Annotated in this window: 18 protein-coding genes; 14 read left to right on the plus strand and 4 right to left on the minus strand. The window is 64.5% G+C overall.

Annotation, left to right across the window (positions count from 1 at the left end):
* Positions 1-12: 12 nt before the first annotated feature.
* From FCU66_RS06480 to FCU66_RS06510, 7 genes are all read left to right on the plus strand, one after another.
* Positions 13-1,218: an aminotransferase class V-fold PLP-dependent enzyme gene (locus FCU66_RS06480; protein WP_136618365.1), complete on the plus strand. Its 1,206-nt coding sequence runs from the start codon at positions 13-15 to the stop codon at positions 1,216-1,218.
* Positions 1,219-1,372: 154 nt separating this feature from the next.
* Positions 1,373-2,320: a metallophosphoesterase family protein gene (locus tag FCU66_RS06485; protein ID WP_136618366.1), complete on the plus strand. Its 948-nt coding sequence runs from the start codon at positions 1,373-1,375 to the stop codon at positions 2,318-2,320.
* Between the two features lie 24 nt (positions 2,321-2,344).
* Positions 2,345-2,689: a cupredoxin domain-containing protein gene (locus FCU66_RS06490; RefSeq protein ID WP_246093817.1), complete on the plus strand. Its 345-nt coding sequence runs from the start codon at positions 2,345-2,347 to the stop codon at positions 2,687-2,689.
* A gap of 46 nt (positions 2,690-2,735) precedes the next feature.
* On the plus strand, positions 2,736-3,275 hold the full coding sequence (locus FCU66_RS06495) for a sigma-70 family RNA polymerase sigma factor (protein WP_136618367.1): 540 nt from the start codon (positions 2,736-2,738) through the stop codon (positions 3,273-3,275).
* Entirely contained in the window at positions 3,272-4,204 is a 933-nt protein-coding gene (locus FCU66_RS06500) for an anti-sigma factor family protein (protein ID WP_136618368.1), read from the plus strand. Before FCU66_RS06495 ends, FCU66_RS06500 begins: the two co-directional genes overlap by 4 nt.
* A gap of 100 nt (positions 4,205-4,304) precedes the next feature.
* Entirely contained in the window at positions 4,305-4,802 is a 498-nt protein-coding gene (gene purE / locus FCU66_RS06505) for a 5-(carboxyamino)imidazole ribonucleotide mutase (RefSeq protein WP_136618369.1), read from the plus strand.
* On the plus strand, positions 4,799-5,875 hold the full coding sequence (locus FCU66_RS06510; RefSeq protein ID WP_136618370.1) for a 5-(carboxyamino)imidazole ribonucleotide synthase: 1,077 nt from the start codon (positions 4,799-4,801) through the stop codon (positions 5,873-5,875). The genes purE and FCU66_RS06510 overlap by 4 nt, the downstream gene beginning before the upstream one ends.
* A gap of 15 nt (positions 5,876-5,890) precedes the next feature.
* Here the strand turns inward: FCU66_RS06510 and FCU66_RS06515 are convergent, their stop codons facing one another.
* Complete coding sequence (locus FCU66_RS06515) at positions 5,891-6,310, minus strand: lysozyme inhibitor LprI family protein (protein ID WP_136618371.1); 420 nt, start codon at positions 6,308-6,310, stop codon at positions 5,891-5,893.
* 241 nt (positions 6,311-6,551) lie between these two features.
* Here FCU66_RS06515 and ykgO point away from each other — a divergent pair, with 241 nt between their 5' ends.
* From ykgO to FCU66_RS06530, 3 genes are all read left to right on the plus strand, one after another.
* Entirely contained in the window at positions 6,552-6,677 is a 126-nt protein-coding gene (gene ykgO, locus FCU66_RS06520; protein ID WP_006327841.1) for a type B 50S ribosomal protein L36, read from the plus strand.
* A 114-nt stretch (positions 6,678-6,791) separates the two neighbouring features.
* Positions 6,792-7,397: a tetratricopeptide repeat protein gene (locus FCU66_RS06525; RefSeq protein WP_136618372.1), complete on the plus strand. Its 606-nt coding sequence runs from the start codon at positions 6,792-6,794 to the stop codon at positions 7,395-7,397.
* A 122-nt stretch (positions 7,398-7,519) separates the two neighbouring features.
* Entirely contained in the window at positions 7,520-8,587 is a 1,068-nt protein-coding gene (locus FCU66_RS06530; protein WP_136618373.1) for an alpha/beta fold hydrolase, read from the plus strand.
* Positions 8,588-8,717: 130 nt separating this feature from the next.
* Here FCU66_RS06530 and pyk read toward each other — a convergent pair whose 3' ends face one another.
* Together pyk and FCU66_RS06540 are read right to left on the minus strand one after the other, a co-directional pair.
* Positions 8,718-10,154 carry a pyruvate kinase gene (pyk, locus tag FCU66_RS06535; protein ID WP_136618374.1) on the minus strand — a complete coding sequence of 479 codons (1,437 nt, stop codon included), beginning with the start codon at positions 10,152-10,154 and terminating at the stop codon, positions 8,718-8,720.
* Complete coding sequence (locus FCU66_RS06540) at positions 10,151-10,597, minus strand: DUF1036 domain-containing protein (RefSeq protein WP_425462842.1); 447 nt, start codon at positions 10,595-10,597, stop codon at positions 10,151-10,153. The genes pyk and FCU66_RS06540 overlap by 4 nt, the downstream gene beginning before the upstream one ends.
* A 287-nt stretch (positions 10,598-10,884) precedes the next feature.
* Between FCU66_RS06540 and FCU66_RS06545 the strand changes: the two genes are divergently transcribed.
* The 3 genes from FCU66_RS06545 (at position 10,885) to FCU66_RS06555 (ending at position 13,564) form a co-directional block, all read left to right on the plus strand.
* Complete coding sequence (locus FCU66_RS06545) at positions 10,885-11,682, plus strand: N-formylglutamate amidohydrolase (RefSeq protein WP_136618376.1); 798 nt, start codon at positions 10,885-10,887, stop codon at positions 11,680-11,682.
* A 14-nt stretch (positions 11,683-11,696) separates the two neighbouring features.
* Positions 11,697-12,005, plus strand: coding sequence for a DUF1244 domain-containing protein (locus FCU66_RS06550; RefSeq protein ID WP_056586606.1), 309 nt, complete (start codon positions 11,697-11,699; stop codon positions 12,003-12,005).
* Between the two features lie 383 nt (positions 12,006-12,388).
* Positions 12,389-13,564, plus strand: a complete 1,176-nt coding sequence (locus FCU66_RS06555) for an MFS transporter (protein ID WP_136618377.1) — start codon at positions 12,389-12,391, stop codon at positions 13,562-13,564.
* On the opposite strand, the gene FCU66_RS06560 is transcribed toward FCU66_RS06555, so the two are convergent.
* Positions 13,528-14,436: a LysR family transcriptional regulator gene (locus FCU66_RS06560; RefSeq protein WP_136618378.1), complete on the minus strand. Its 909-nt coding sequence runs from the start codon at positions 14,434-14,436 to the stop codon at positions 13,528-13,530. The genes FCU66_RS06555 and FCU66_RS06560 overlap by 37 nt on opposite strands.
* 96 nt (positions 14,437-14,532) lie before the next feature.
* Here FCU66_RS06560 and FCU66_RS06565 point away from each other — a divergent pair, with 96 nt between their 5' ends.
* Positions 14,533-15,492 (plus strand): SDR family oxidoreductase, encoded by a 960-nt coding sequence (locus FCU66_RS06565; RefSeq protein WP_136618379.1) that lies wholly within the window; start codon positions 14,533-14,535, stop codon positions 15,490-15,492.
* Positions 15,493-15,534: the final 42 nt, after the last annotated feature.

The raw sequence follows: 15,534 nt of genomic DNA on the forward strand, positions 1-15,534 counted from the left end.
GGATCCGCAGAGATGAAAACCACTTCCACCGACGGCTCCAACACCACGATCCGCGAACGGCTCGGCCTTCGCCCGATCATCAACGTCTCCGGCACGATGACGGCGCTCGGCGCGTCGATCATCGTCCCGGAAGCGATCAGCGCCATGGCGGAAATGGCCTCGCAATGGGTGGAGATGGACGATCTTCAGCGTGCCGCAAGCACGATCGTCGCGCGCCTCACCGGCGGCGAGGCGGGTTTCATCACCGCTTGCTGTGCCAGCGGCATCACCATGGCGATCGCCGGCGCGATGACGGGAACCAACCTGCTCGCCATCGAACGCCTGCCGGATGACAGCGAGGGCCTCAAATCGGAGGTGATCGTCCAACTCGGCCACATCGTCAACTATGGCGCGCCGATCGACCAGTCGATCCGGCTGGCGGGCGCCAGGGTCGTGCCGGCCGGCACGGTCAGCGTGACCCAGGACTATCACGTCCGTGACGCGATCCGTGACCGCACGGCGGCGGGCCTCTACGTCGTCGCGCATCACACCGTACAGTACGGCATGCTGTCGCTGGAGGAATTCTGCGAGATCTGCCACGCCAGGGGCGTCCCGGTGATTGTCGACGCGGCTTCCGAATATGACCTGCGCGGTTTCCTCGCGCGCGGCGCCGACATTGTCATCTACAGCGGCCACAAATTCCTGAGCGGGCCGACCAGCGGCATCGTCACCGGGCGCAAGGACCTGGTTCGAGCCGCCTATCTGCAGAACCGCGGCGTCGCGCGCGCCATGAAGGTCGGCAAGGAAAGCATCGCCGGCACCATGGCCGCACTGGAAGCCTGGGAAAAGCGCGACCACGCCGGCATCCGCCGCCGCGAAGAGGCGGCACTCAATTTGTGGAAGGACAATTTGCAGGGGCTGCCGGGCATCATCGCGCAGATCATTCCCGACCCGACCGCCAATCCTCTCGATCGGTTGCAGATTTTTGTGTTGCCCGAAAGCCGGTTCACGGCGGCCGGCCTCGCCTCGGCGCTGGCCGCCGGCTCGCCGCCGATCATCGTGCGCAACCATGAGGTGGAGCGCGGCCATTTCTTCCTCGACCCCTGCAATCTTCATCCCGGCGAGGCCGAGATCGTTGCCGAACGGCTGCGGACCATACTGACCGCGGCCGAGCGGCCCGCCAATGCCATGAAGACGGCTCATAAGGATTCGTCCGGCGCCCTGCGCTGGCCGGATTGAAATGCCAGCAGGCCACTGCCTGAAGATGCGCCGGTCACGATCGGCGCACGCCATCACGCGACCGTGAACGGCTGGATCAGCACCAGCCGGGAATAAACCGCCGCCGTCCCGGGTCTCCTCAGCATACGCCGCTCCTGGCGTTGAGGAGACCGACATGACCCATCACCACGATGACGACAACGGGCACATCAGCCGCCGCCATGCGCTGGAATGCATGATCTGGGCCGGCACCGGCGTGCTGTGGACGATTTCAGGCGGCATACCGGTGTCGCTCAACCTGCTTGGCGAAGCACAGGCCGCCGAGGCCATGGCCACCGGCTTCACCTTCCTGCAGATCTCCGACAGCCATATCGGCTTCGACAAGGCGGCCAATCCGCATGCCATCGACACGCTGAAGGAGGCGATGGGCAAGATCCAGGCGCTGCCGCAAAAGCCGGCCTTCATGATCCACACCGGCGATATCACCCACCTTTCCAAGGCCGCACAGTTCGACAATGCGGCGCAGATCATCGGCGGCGCCGGCTTCGACGTGCACTACGTGCCGGGCGAGCACGATCTGATCGACGACGGCAACGGTAAGGCCTATCTCGACCGCTACGGCAAGGGCACCAGGGGCGCCGGCTGGTATTCGTTCGACCAGAACGGCGTGCATTTCGTGGCGCTGGTCAATGTCGTCAACCTCAAGGCGGGTGGGCTCGGCAATCTCGGTGCCGAACAGCTGGCGTGGCTGGCGGATGATCTGAAGGCGGTCAGCGCCTCGACGCCGATCGTCGTCTTCGCCCACATCCCGCTATGGGCCGTCTATCCCGAATGGGGCTGGGGCACCGACGACGCGGCACAGGCGCTCGGCCTGCTCAAGCGCTTCGGCTCGGTCACCGTGCTCAACGGCCACATCCACCAGATCATGCAGAAAGTGGAAGGCAACGTCACCTTCCACACCGCGCGCTCGACCGCCTTCCCGCAGCCGGCGCCGGGCACCGCCGCCTCGCCCGGACCGATGACGGTGCCGGCTGGGCAGCTGCGCGGCCTGCTCGGCACCAGCAGTGTCACCGTGAAGCAAGGCGGGCAGGATCTTGCCATCATCGACTCGACGCTGGCTTGAGCCTGAACAGCAAAGGAAATCACCATGCTTTGCATACGCCTTCCGGCCCGGCACATGGCCGCGATCCTCGCCGCCTTCACCTTGACCACGGCGACTTGCCAGCCGCTGCGCGCGGCCGATGCGCCGATGGTCAGAATCGAGAATTTTGCCTTCACGCCGCCGGTGCTGACGGTCAAGCCCGGCACCACGGTGACCTTCAGAAACGACGACGATATTCCGCATCTGGTCGTCGCCAACGATTCCTCCTTCCGCTCCAAGGCGCTTGACACCGGTGACACTTATGAATTCACCTTCACCAAAGCAGGCGACTTTGCCTATTTCTGCGGGCTTCACCCGCATATGCAGGGCAAGATCACCGTCGCTCCCTGAGCCGGCGCGACAAATCCTGCCCGGAGTGCCGGATCATGGTGCTGACTTGAGCGAAAAGGCCTTGGCCGAGCGCTTCGGCGAGGTGGTGCTGCCCCATCTCGGTGATGCGCTTGCGCTCGCCCGCTGGCTGACCGGCAACGCCGCCGACGCCGAGGATGTGGTGCAGGAGGCCTGCGTGAAGGCGCATGCCGGCATATCAGGCTATGCCGGCGGCAATGCCCGCGCCTGGCTGCTGACCATCGTGCGCAACACCGCCTACACCTGGATGTCGCGCAACCGGCCGCGCGGCATGCTCGCCGTCGGTGACCTCGGCGATCTCGACGAGATGGCGGCGGCACACGGCACCAGTCTGCCCGATGAGGACGGACCGGAAGCGAGCCTGATCGCCAGGGCCGATACGGCGGCCCTGGAAGCGGCAATCGCGGCACTGCCGCAGCCTTTTCGCGAGACGCTGGTGCTGCGCGACATCAACGGCCTCAGCTACCGCGAGATAGCGGCCATGCTGGGGGTACCGATGGGCACCGTGATGTCACGACTGGCGCGGGCCCGCGGCCTGCTTGTATCTGCACTGGGGAGAGCGCCATGACCAACCATGACGACGGACTGCCCAACGATCCCGAGGGCATCAGGCTGATGATCCATGCCCTCATTGATGGCGAACTCGATGCGGCAGCCGCACTCGCGGTGGAGCGGCGCATCGCCGGCGACCCGCAGCTTGCCGCCGAACATGCCCGCATCATTGCCTTGCGGGGCGCACTCGGCCGTTTGCCGCGCCCCGATGTCAGCGACGCCTTTCGGGCCCGCATCGCCGCACTTGGCGCGACGGTCACGGCACATCCGGCGCAAGACGTGCCGACGCAGGACGAAGCGGCCGGGCCCCAGCGGGGCACACCGTCGCCGCAACCCGGATTGATCGCGGATGCACCGGTCGGGGGCGGCCAGAGACGAAACGCCGAGACACGTCCGTCCCAAACGCGGGTCCTGCCAAGGGCGCGCCGCTTCGGCTCGTTCGACTGGCGTGCACTGGCCGCCTCGATCGTGGTCAGTGCGGTGCTGGCCAGCGGAGCGACGCAGTGGGTGATGGTCGACAACGCGTCCGATAGTTTCGCAGCTGGAGTCGCCAGCGGACATCGCCGCAGCCTGCTTGCCGCCAGCCCGATCGACATCGTCTCGTCCGACCGCCATACGGTCAAGCCATGGCTCGACGCCCGGATCGGCGTATCGCCGCCGGCGCCCGATCTTGCGCAGGACGGCTATGCGCTCATCGGCGGCCGGGTCGAGGTGATCGCCGATCGGCCGGTGCCGGCGCTGGTCTATCGCCACCGCGAGCACCTGATCACGCTGGTCGCCGAACCGCAGCAGGGCGGCGGCCTCACCGCGCCGGCTGATCTCTCATCGGGCGGCTTCTCGCTGGTGCATTGGAGCGACGGCGCCTTCTCCTACTGGGCGATCTCCGACATGGAGCGGCCCGAACTCGACGACTTCGTCGCCCGCTTCCGCAAGGCGGCGGTGTGAGGCTGATTTCAGTCTCGCCAAACGGAGGCAGTGGCTCCACATCCTTGCCGTGGCTGCCGAATTCCGCTAAGGCGCGCCTTTGTCGCCGGGGAACACAGACTTGGACGATCAGCGCGCCGACGTCGCCATCATCATGGGCAGCCAGTCCGACTGGGCGACGATGCGCCATGCCGCCGAAACGCTGGAAGCACTCGGCATCCCGCACAAGCGGCTGATCATCTCCGCGCATCGCACGCCAGATCGGCTCTATGATTTCGCCAAGGGCGCCAAGGCGGCCGGTTACAAGGTGATCATCGCCGGCGCCGGCGGTGCAGCGCACCTGCCCGGCATGACGGCGGCGATGACGCCGCTCCCGGTGTTCGGTGTGCCGGTGGAATCGAAAGCTCTTTCCGGGCAGGATTCGCTGCTGTCCATCGTCCAGATGCCGGCCGGCATTCCCGTGGGAACGCTGGCCATCGGCAAGGCTGGTGCCGCCAACGCAGCCCTTCTGGCCGCTGCCGTGCTGGCGCTGAACGATGACAAGCTTGCTGTCCGTCTGGATGCCTGGCGCGCCGCGCAGACCGCCAAGGTCGCGACCGAACCGACGGATACGCCGTGAGCCTGCCCGCCGGATCGACCATCGGCATCATTGGCGGCGGCCAGCTCGGCCGCATGCTGGCTGTTGCTGCCGCCCGCCTCGGCTACCGCACCGTGGTGCTGGAGCCGCAAGCGGATTGCCCGGCGGCACAGGTCGCCAACCGGCAGATAACAGCCGCCTATGACGACCCGGCAGCCCTTGCCGAACTGGCAGCGTCGAGTTCCGTCGTTACCTACGAGTTCGAGAACGTGCCGGTCGCGGCCGCCAGCGCGCTGGCCGCCAAGGTTCCGGTCTATCCGCCGGCGCGCGCGCTGGAAGTGGCGCAAGACCGGGTGAGCGAAAAAACATTCCTCAACGGCATCGGCATTGCCACCGCCGACTTCCACGCCGTCGACAATGATGACCAGCTGACGGCGGCGCTGAAGGCGTTCGGCGGCAGCGGCATCCTGAAGACGCGCCGCATGGGCTATGACGGCAAGGGCCAGCGCGTCTTCCGCAACATGGAAGCCGGCGGTTTTGCCGGCACCTGCGAGGCGATGGGCAATGTGCCGCTGATCCTGGAGTCCTTCGTGCCGTTCGAGCGCGAGATATCGGTGATCGCGGCGCGTGGGCTGGACGGCGCGGTCGTCGCCTACGATCCGGCCGAGAATGTGCATCGCAACGGCATTCTCCACACATCGACCTTGCCGGCCCGCATAAGGTCCGAAACGGCGCAAGCCGCACGAACGGCGGCATCGAAGATTCTTGCAGCGCTGGACTATGTCGGCGTCATCGGTGTCGAGTTCTTCGTGCTGCCCGATGGCTCGCTGCTGGCCAATGAGATCGCGCCGCGCGTCCACAATTCCGGCCACTGGACGGAAGCCGCCTGCATCGTTTCGCAGTTCGAGCAGCACATCCGCGCTGTCGCCGGCCTGACGCTCGGCAGCCCGGACCGCCATTCCGACTGCGTGATGGAGAACCTGATCGGCGACGATGTGCTGCGTGTCCCGGAGCTTCTCGCCGAGCCCGATCTGATGCTGCATCTCTACGGCAAGGCCGAGGCGCGCCCCGGCCGCAAGATGGGTCATTTCACCCGGATCAGCCGCCGCGCCTGACCTGGGAAGCGCCCTTCACTGTATGTCGCTCTCGTCCTCGTCGGGACTGGCGCAACTCGCGTCGCCTTCCTCGCAATTGGCTGCCGCAGCGAGCTGCTTGATGCGATCGTTGGTCAATCTGGTCAGGCACTGCGAAACCTCCATCGAATGGATGGAACCGCCCTCGCTGGCGGCGGTGGAATGCGCGCACTCGGCATCGCGAAAAGTGATCCAGGCGCGTTGCGCCACCTGCAGCAATCTCTTGCCGTCGGCGTCATCCGAGTTGATGAGGTCCTGGTAGGCCTTGTTGAGCCTGGCGTCGGCCGCCTGGTAATCCTCGCCGGCACAGATGTTCATCATCTGCTGGCTGTCGTCGCTGCGGTCGCACTCCTGCGCGCGGGCAACCGAAGCTCCCGCCAGCACGAGAAGGCAGGCGGACAGGAAAACTCGGCGCATATTCATCCCCAAATCACTTCATGGCGGCCGCATCATCCCAGCCGGTCCGGGGCTGCGCAATGCCGCAAGGCCGACATGGCGGATATTTGATGATAGGGATGATTCACATCCGCTATGGAGCACGCTTGCGGTTGACACGGACAAGGCTCCTCGTTTATGAGCCACCCACAGTTCAAAGGCGCGTCTTCTGGCGCGCCTTAAGATTTCGACCCGGACCGGGTCCACACCGACAGGCAAGACCATGAAGATCAAGAATTCGCTCAAGGCGCTGAAGGCGCGTCACCGCGACAACCAGCTGGTTCGCCGCAAGGGCCGCGTCTACATCATCAACAAGACCGCCCCGCGCTACAAGGCACGCCAGGGCTGAGGTTTTCGGCCGGAGTCGCGTTGCCTCCGCCCAATTGATGCTTGTTGCCGGCCTGCCGGCCTTTTCACGCCAAATTCAGTTTGACGTTCCGCCGCCCGGGACTAGAGTCCGGCGATGCGGATTCTTTTTGCATTTTTGACATCTGTGCTTGTTTCCGGCGCCATTTGTGGCCCGGCATGGGGGGATAATGCTGTCGCGCCGCCGGCCACCCAGGACGCGCCGCCGGTGGTAACGACAAAACAGGGCCGTCTCGACCAGTTGTTCAGCGACCTGAAACGCGAGCGCAACGAAAAGGCGGCCGAGCGCATTGCCGGCAACATCTGGAATGAGTGGTCGCAATCCGGTAGCGCCTCGATCGACCTGATGATGCAATGGTCGCAAAAGGCCGTCGAAGGACAGAAGTTCGACGTCGCGCTCGATTTCCTCGACCAGGTGGTGACCTTGCAGCCGACCTATGCCGAAGGCTGGAACCGACGTGCCACGGTGCATTTCATGATGAAGAACTACGGTAAGTCGATGTCCGACATCGACCATACGCTGCAGCTCGAGCCACGCCATTTCGGTGCGCTGTCCGGCCTGGCGCAGATCATGGCGCTGACCGGCCACAAGCAATCGGCACTCGAAGCCTGGCAGAAGGTGCTGGCCATCTATCCGATGATGCGCAGCGCCCAGGACCAGGTCGGCACGATTTCGGAAGAGCTCGCCGGCGAAGGCATTTGATGCCCCAAGGGAGTAAGGGAATAGGGCAGTAAGGCAGTAGGTGTAGATACTGCGGAACACATGCCCTACTGCCCTACTGCCTACCCCACAACTTATCCCCCTCCACCCCCGTATCTCTCCCAATGAACCTGATCTACGCCGTCCTCGCCTTCCTGATGGCGCTTGTGTTCAGCCTTGTCGGCGTCACCCGCGTCGGCTCATGGCTGATCGAGCGCCGCAATCCGCCGATCGGCGAATTCGCTGACATCAACGGCGCCCGCATCCACTATGTCCATGTTCCGGCACCCGCCAATGCCGAGTTGCCGCCGATCGTCTTCATCCACGGCGCCAGTGCCAATCTCAGGGACCAGATGCTGCCGCTGCGCCCGCTGCTGCAAGGGCGCGCCGAAATGCTGTTCTTCGATCGGCCAGGCCACGGCTGGTCGGGGCGTGGACCCGGCAACAACGAGGATCCGTCGGCGCAGGCCAACACCATTGCCGCGCTGATGGACCGTCTCGGCATGAAAAAGGCTGTCATCGTCGGCCATTCCTTCGGCGGTGCGGTGACATCGGCCTTCGGTCGCGAGCATCCCGACAAGACACTCGGGCTGGTCTTTGTCTCGCCCGCCACCCACCCCTGGCCGGGCGGCGCAACGTCCTGGTACTACAATCTGACCACCATGCCGGTGGTCGGCTGGTTGTTTTCCGAAACGCTGACCTACCCGGCAGGAACGCTGCAGATGGCAGACGCCACCACCTGCGTCTTTGCGCCAAACAAGGCGCCGGACAACTATGTCGGCGAGGCTTCGATTGCGCTGGTGCTCAGGCCCAAAGCCTTTCGCGCCAACGCCACCGATGTCGCGGGGCTTTACCGCTATGCGCTCGACGCCTCGCCGCACTACCGCGAGATCAAGGCGCCGACAATTGTCATCTCCGGTGACCGTGACAAGGTGGTCTATGCCACGATCCATTCGGTCGGCCTGGTGCGCGATATCCCCGGTGCCGAACTGGTCTGGGTGCACAATCTTGGCCACAAGCCGGACTGGATTGCGTCCGATCTCGTTGTCGGCGCGATCGGAAAGGCTGCCGGCAAGGACATCGACCTGCAGGCGATGGCGAAGACGGTGGAAGCACGGATTGCCAACGACGCGTTCGGTGCCGGCAAATGCGCCGACCTCAAGGTGCCGGCCGCCGAACTGGCGCCGACCTAGAGCAATTCCAGGAAAAGTGGGAACCGGTTTTCCCGGGAAAAGCGCATAGCGCTTTCCCTTGGGAATTGCGTCAAAACAAGGAGTTAGAGCAGTTCGCCGTTTCCGTGAAACGGTGAACTGCTCCAGAGGGTTAGTGGCTGGCTTGCGTGTCCGACCCGATATAGGCGATGCGCAGCATGTTGGTCGAACCCGGCGTCCTCAGCGGCACGCCGGCGGTGATGATGACGCGGTCGCCCGGCTTGCCGAAGCCTTCGTCGAAGGCGATGCGGCAGGCGCGGTCGACCATGTCGTCAAGATCGATTGCATCGGGTGAGACGACACAATGCGTGCCCCACAGCAGCGATAGCCGTCGCGCCGTGTTGACGATCGGCGACAGCGCGATGATCGGCACCTGCGGCCGCTCACGCGCGGCGCGCAGGCCGGTGGTGCCGGACGCCGTGTAGGTGATGATCGCCGACAGCTTCAGCGTTTCGGCGATCTCGCGCGCAGCCAGCGAAATGGCGTCGGCGCCGGTCGCTTCCGGCTCGGAGCGCTGGGCATTGATGATGCCGGCATAGGTCGGATCGGTTTCGACCTTGGTGGCGATACGGTTCATCATCGCCACCGCTTCGACCGGATAGGCGCCGGCCGCCGATTCCGCCGACAGCATGATGGCATCGGCGCCTTCGAAGACGGCGATCGAAACATCGGACACCTCGGCGCGGGTCGGCACCGGTGCCGTGATCATCGATTCCAGCATCTGCGTCGCGACCACCACCGGCTTGCCGGCGCGGCGCGCCGCACGCGTGATCTGCTTCTGGATGCCGGGCACCGCCTCGAGCGGCATCTCGACACCGAGATCGCCGCGGGCGACCATCAGCGCGTCGGACAGTTCGATGATCTCGGCCAGCCGGGCAACGGCCTGCGGCTTTTCGATCTTGGCCATGATCAGCGCCCGGCCGCGCGCGATCTTGCGCGCTTCCGCCAGATCCTCCGGCCGCTGCACGAAGGACAGCGCGACCCAGTCGACGCCTGTCGCCAGCACGGCATCGAGGTCCTTGCGGTCCTTCTCGGTCAGCGCGCCGACCGGCAGGTCGGTGTCGGGCAGGCTGACGCCTTTCTTGTCGGAAATCGTGGTGCCGGCGACGACGGTGCAGACGATCGACTTGCCGTCGCTCTTCACCGCCTTCAGCTCGAGCTTGCCGTCGTCGATCAGCAGGCGGTGACCGGCTTCGACCGAGCTCAGGATTTCCGGATGCGGCAGATAGACCCTGGTCGAGGTGCCGGGCTCGGGATTGTCGTCGAGCGTGAAGGTCTGGCCTTGCGTCAGCACTTCCTTGCCATTGGCGAACTTGCCGACGCGCAGTTTTGGTCCTTGCAGATCGGCCAGGATGCCGATCGGCCGGCCGACCGCTTCCTCGACGGTGCGGATGCGCCCGACCAGCGTGCGCATCAGCTCGTGATCGGTATGGCTCATATTGATGCGGAACACATCGGCGCCCGCTTCGAACAGTTTCTTCAGCATCTCCTCCGACGAGGAGGCCGGACCGATGGTGGCTAGGATCTTGACCTTGCGGCTGCGTCTCATTGACTGTTTGTTCCCGGGGCGGCTGGAGCGCCTCCCGTTGTGGACTCATCGGTCAGCTGGACCATCCAGCTTGCCTGTTCGCCCGTGTCATATTCCTGGAAGCCGGCGCGCTGGAAGCCCCGGGCGACGCAGTCGGTTACGCCGGCGATCTTGAACTCTTTTTCAGCCACGCACATGTTGATCGGGCCGTCCCAGCGTCCACCGCGCTCGGCGTCTTCTGCATAAAGATAGTAAAACCTTGATGACAGCGGCCCTTCGATCAGCGTCTTGCAGCTCGATCCCTCGATGTGCCACCAGCCCTCGGTGATCCAGCCAGCCTTGGCGCGATAGCCGATACCGACGCCGACCAGGTTCTGCGTGGCGTTGCAGACGCGGAAATCGGCACGCGCCGGCGAGGCCATGACCAGCGCCGACAGGCCCACGGCAAGGCTCAGGAGCGGCATGGCAAAGGCAGAGCGCATGCGCTGCCTGCCGGCGGAACTCATCCGAAAACCCCTCAAGAACCACATCAGCATCTCTCTGCGCCCCTTTTCGGAAAAGTCCGGGCGCATGTCAACGCACCGTTTTGTTCAATTCCAATCGATTTAGAAAGGCTCCGGCGCACAATTCGCCGACTCCTGCCAGATTTCCCGGGAAACCTTGGCCAAACAACGGCATTGCGCAAGCGTCGTCTTCGTGGAATGACGATAGCACCCTCCCCGGAAGCCAGCGAACAGACCATTTCCCGCCAATGACCCGATCCACAGTTTTCGCGCCTTTCGACATTGTCGAAGGCGACCGCAAGCGAGGCATCGTGCTGTTGGGCGATCATGCCCGCCGCGACTTGCCCGACGACTATGGCAGCCTCGGCCTGCCCTCGGCGGAGTTCGACCGCCACATCGCCTATGACATCGGCGTCGAGACGGTGACGCGCGAACTGGCCGCCCTGCTTGGCGTGCCGGCGGTGCTCGCCAATTTTTCGCGGCTACTGATCGATCCCAATCGTGGCGAGGACGATCCGACGCTTATTCGCCAGCTCTATGACGGCACTGTCGTGCCCGGGAATTACCCCATCGCTCCCGAGGAGCGCGAAAGGCGGCTCGACCGCTACTACCGGCCCTATCACGACGCCGTCGGCGCCATGATCGCCTCGGTCGCGCAGGCCTCCGCCCAGGCGCCCTTCATCTTCTCGGTGCATTCCTTCACCCCTGCCATGCAAGGAATCCAGCGTCCCTGGCATGTTGGCATCCTTTGGGATCGGGACGACCGGGTGGCGCGGCCGCTGATCGACATGCTGGCCGCCGACAAGAACCTCGTTGTCGGCGACAATGAACCGTATGACGGCGCGCTGCGTGGCGACACCATGTACAGGCACGCCATCGTCAACGGCTTCGCCCATACGCTGATCGAGATCCGCCAGGATCTGATCGCTGACCAGAAGGGCGCACTCGCCTGGGCCGAACGGTTGGCGCCGATCGTTGACGCCATCGATCGCCGTCCCGATATACATGTGGTCAAGCAATTCGGCTCCCGCACCGGGCCGCTATGACGGAGGCTGTGACCATGACCGAACTCAGTGACGAGCAGCAACGCGATTTCGAGGCCGCTGCCTTTCGGCGGCTGGTCGAGCATCTGCGCGAGCGCAACGACGTGCAGAACATCGACCTGATGAACCTCGCCGGCTTCTGCCGCAACTGCCTGTCGAACTGGTATCGCGAGGCGGCGAATGCCGACGGCATCGACCTCACCAAGGACCAGTCGCGCGAGATCGTCTACGGCATGCCTTACGCACAATGGCAGGCGCTCAACCAGACCGAGGCCTCCGACGCCAAGAAGGCCGAATTCGAGGCAAGGCGCCCCAAGGACCATTAGTCGACCGGGGGAGTTGCCGGCCAATACCACGCGCCTTCGTCATCCCAGGGCGAAGCAGGAGCGCAGCTCCGTCGCGGAGACCCTGGGATCCATGCCGCGACCTCAGCCGAGGAATGCAACGGAGCAAGATTCTGCACCGCAGCGGCACTTTGGAGTCGCGGCATGGATCCTGGGGTCTGCGCCGCGTCGCTGCGCTCCTTGCTCCGCCCCAGGATGACGACAGTGAAGAGGCTTATGCTAATCTCCAAAGTGGGGAGGCGTCGCGAACGAGACGCATCCTACCCACCTGTTTGGTCCAAGCATTTCCCCCAGACCAGCACTTGACTGAAAATTGAATCGATCTAATTTGCCGCGCGAGGCCAATTTTGACCGGATTCTTATCAATGCGCGCCCAAGACGTCATGCAGACTGCCATTCGCGGACGATGGGCTCTCGCGGCCATTTTCCTCGCCAACGGCTTCCTGACCGGCAGCTGGGCGCCGCAGATACCGGTGTTCCTGACCCGGCTGGAGATCTCGAAGTTCACGCTCGGCCTGCTGATTCTGCTGTTCGGCGTCGGTGCCGTCATCGCCATGACCTGGTGTGGTCATCTGATCTCGAAACATGGTTCGCGCACCGTACTGCGCTGGTTCGCCCTGTGCGGCAGCCTCGGTCTGCTGGTCGTGGCGCTGGCGCCCAACGTGCCGCTGGCGGCCGTCGCCATGGTCATCTTCGGCGGCTCGATCGGCGGCATGGACGTCGCCATGAATGCCAATGCGGTGGTGGTCGAACGACGGCTCTCCCGGGCCATCATGTCGTCCTCGCACGGTTTCTGGAGCCTTGGCGGTTTCGCCGGTGGCGGCCTCGGCGGCTTTGCCATCCAGCACTACGGCCACCTCGCCCACGCGGCGGTGGTGACAGCCCTTGCCTTCACGGTGATCGCGGTGGCGGTCCGTCATCTGATTGCCGAAGACAGGCCGCAGGCGGCCGAGCATCACAAGTTCGCATTGCCGGCCAACCCACTGGTGTACCTCGTCGGCTTGATGGCGCTGCTGGCGATGATCTCCGAGGGCGCGGTGCTCGACTGGGCAGCGCTGTATCTGCGGCAGGAACTCGGCGCCGACCTCGCCATCGCGGGCCTCGCCTATGCCGGGTTTTCGGGCGTCATGGCGATCACGCGATTCTTCGGCGACGGCGTGCGCAATCGCTTCGGCGCGGTGATGACGCTGCGCGTGTCGGCCCTCGTCGCCGCCGTCGGTATGCTGGTGGCTGGCCTGGCGCCCTCGCCTTGGCTCGCCATTGCGGCCTTTGCCTTTTGTGGCTTTGGCATCGCCAACATGGTGCCGATCATCTTTTCGGCCGGCGGCAACCAGGAAGGCATGTCGTCGGGCACCGGCATGAGCGTGGTCACCACCATTGGCTATTGCGGCATACTGGTGGCTCCATCGGCGATCGGCTTCGTCGCCGAGCATTCCAGCTTCGGTCCGATCTTCGTCGCCTTGTCGGGATTGCTGATCATCGTGTTGCTGATGGCCGGGCTCGCTCACCGCGCCGAATTCGCGCCAGCACCCGCCGAATAGCGCTTCAGCTCCTCGTAGAGGAAATCCACTACCCGGCGGATGCGCACGCTGGTGCGTACGTCGCGGTGCATCGCCAGCCACACCGGCAGGACAGGCAAAGGCAGGCCGGGCAGCAATTTCTCCACCGATGGGTCACGGTCGACCAGCGGCTCCTGGCCGAGACCGATGCCGTTTCCCGCCCGCACCGCCTCCCACAGAACGATCTGGTTGTCGGCCCTGAAGCGAAAACTGCTCCGGGTGACCGGGATGCCATACTGGGTGAAGCCTCTGATGATGTCGTCGCTGCGGTCGAAGCCGACCAAATCGTGGTCGACAAGGTCGGCGGGCTTCAGCGGGTGGCCGCGCCTGTCGAGATAGGATCTGGCGGCGCACGCGCAGAGGGGAATGTCGCAGACCTTGCGCGCCGTCAGCTCATTCTGCGCCGGCTTGACCATGCGGATGGCGATATCCGCATCCCTGCGCAACAGGTTCTCCACCTGGTTTGAAGCAACGATCTCGACCTCGATGCCGGGCTCCTCGATCCCCAGCCGCATCGTCATCTGCGGCAGCACATAGGCCGCCACCACCTCGCTGGCAGCGATGCGCACCGTGCCTTCGATGGCCTCGACCGAACCCAGCGCCAGCAGTGAGAAGGCGCTTGCCTGCTCGCTGACCGCCTTGCCGCGTTCGAACAGCGTGCTGCCGGCTTCTGTCAGCTCATAGCCGCGCCGCCCACGTCGGAACAGCGTGACGCCCAGCGCCTGTTCGAGCTCGCCGATGTGACGGCCAAGCGTCGGCTGGCTGGCCGAGAGCTTTCGCGCGGCAGCCGACAGGCTGCCGGTTTCCGCCACGGTGACGAAGCTCTTGATCAGGTTCCAGTCGATTTCAGCCATTCATTTATGAATATCAAAACACCAATCATAGTCAATTTCCATTCGCATCCGAGGCGATCATATTCCGGCTGCAAACACCAACCAGGAGTACCTAAAATGACCAAGATCGCAATTCTCGGTGCCAATGGCCGGCTCGGCCGCGTGGTCGCCAAGGCCTTCATCGACGCCGGCTATGACGTCCGCGCCATCACTCGCAACGGCAAGGTGCCAGCCGAACTCAAGGGCGCCACGGCCGTTGCCGGTGATGGGCTCGACCGTGACGCGCTTATCCGCGCCACGGAGGGCGTCGATATCATCTTCAACGGCCTCAACCCGATCTACACCGAATGGGTCAAGTGCATGCCGATGGCCGAGAACGTCATGGCCGCCTGCCGGGCGAACGGTGCTTTGCACCTTGCTCCGGGCAACGTCTACAATTTCGGCTCGCCGATCCCGGCGGTGATATCAGAAGACACGCCCTTCCAGCCGACGACCGAAAAGGGTCGCATCCGCGTCGCCATGGAAGACCTGTTTCGCCGCGAGGCCGACGCCGGCCGGGTACGCACCGTTCTCTTGCGGGCCGGCGACTTCTTCGGCGGCACCGGCAGCGGATCATGGTTCGATCTGGTCGTCGCCGCCAAGATGAACAAGGGCACCTATACCGCGCCCGGCCCGGTCGACCTCGTGCATGAATGGGCCTACCTGCCGGATCTGGCCAAGGCTTTCGTCGGACTGGCGAAAAACCTGGACAAGCTCGGCGCCTACGAAGCGCTGAACTTTCCGGGCCATGCCGTTACCGACCTGGAGATCAAGGCAGCAGCAGAGAAGGCGCTTGGTCGCCCGCTCAAGATGACCTCGATGGCCTGGTGGGTGCTGCGCGCCGGCAGCCCGTTCGTGGCGATGTGGCGCGAGATCGTCTCGATGTCCTATCTGCGCTTCGAGCCGCACCAACTGGCCTCGGCAAGGCTGGAAGGCATCATCGGTACGATCCCGCACACGCCTCTCGATCAGGCAGTCACCGAGGCACTCGAGGATATCGGCATCGCCATCGTGAACGACGTTGCGAAAGCTGCCTGACAGGCAAGGCGGGCGCGGGGCTACGAGCCTGCCTGCCTATCT

Origin of the sequence: Mesorhizobium norvegicum (genome assembly GCF_004919685.1) — a bacterium.
Classification (GTDB): Bacteria; Pseudomonadota; Alphaproteobacteria; order Rhizobiales; family Rhizobiaceae; genus Mesorhizobium; species Mesorhizobium norvegicum.

Coding starts and splice junctions, on each gene's coding strand:
- FCU66_RS06480 (WP_136618365.1), top strand. CDS start 13: ATGAAAACCACTTCCACCGACGGCTCCAACACCACGATCCGCGAACGG.
- FCU66_RS06485 (WP_136618366.1), top strand. CDS start 1,373: ATGACCCATCACCACGATGACGACAACGGGCACATCAGCCGCCGCCAT.
- FCU66_RS06490 (WP_246093817.1), top strand. CDS start 2,345: ATGCTTTGCATACGCCTTCCGGCCCGGCACATGGCCGCGATCCTCGCC.
- FCU66_RS06500 (WP_136618368.1), top strand. CDS start 3,272: ATGACCAACCATGACGACGGACTGCCCAACGATCCCGAGGGCATCAGG.
- FCU66_RS06515 (WP_136618371.1), bottom strand. CDS start 6,310: ATGCGCCGAGTTTTCCTGTCCGCCTGCCTTCTCGTGCTGGCGGGAGCT.
- ykgO (WP_006327841.1), top strand. CDS start 6,552: ATGAAGATCAAGAATTCGCTCAAGGCGCTGAAGGCGCGTCACCGCGAC.
- FCU66_RS06525 (WP_136618372.1), top strand. CDS start 6,792: ATGCGGATTCTTTTTGCATTTTTGACATCTGTGCTTGTTTCCGGCGCC.
- FCU66_RS06530 (WP_136618373.1), top strand. CDS start 7,520: ATGAACCTGATCTACGCCGTCCTCGCCTTCCTGATGGCGCTTGTGTTC.
- pyk (WP_136618374.1), bottom strand. CDS start 10,154: ATGAGACGCAGCCGCAAGGTCAAGATCCTAGCCACCATCGGTCCGGCC.
- FCU66_RS06540 (WP_425462842.1), bottom strand. CDS start 10,597: ATGCCGCTCCTGAGCCTTGCCGTGGGCCTGTCGGCGCTGGTCATGGCC.
- FCU66_RS06545 (WP_136618376.1), top strand. CDS start 10,885: ATGACCCGATCCACAGTTTTCGCGCCTTTCGACATTGTCGAAGGCGAC.
- FCU66_RS06550 (WP_056586606.1), top strand. CDS start 11,697: ATGACCGAACTCAGTGACGAGCAGCAACGCGATTTCGAGGCCGCTGCC.
- FCU66_RS06555 (WP_136618377.1), top strand. CDS start 12,389: ATGCGCGCCCAAGACGTCATGCAGACTGCCATTCGCGGACGATGGGCT.
- FCU66_RS06560 (WP_136618378.1), bottom strand. CDS start 14,436: ATGGCTGAAATCGACTGGAACCTGATCAAGAGCTTCGTCACCGTGGCG.
- FCU66_RS06565 (WP_136618379.1), top strand. CDS start 14,533: ATGACCAAGATCGCAATTCTCGGTGCCAATGGCCGGCTCGGCCGCGTG.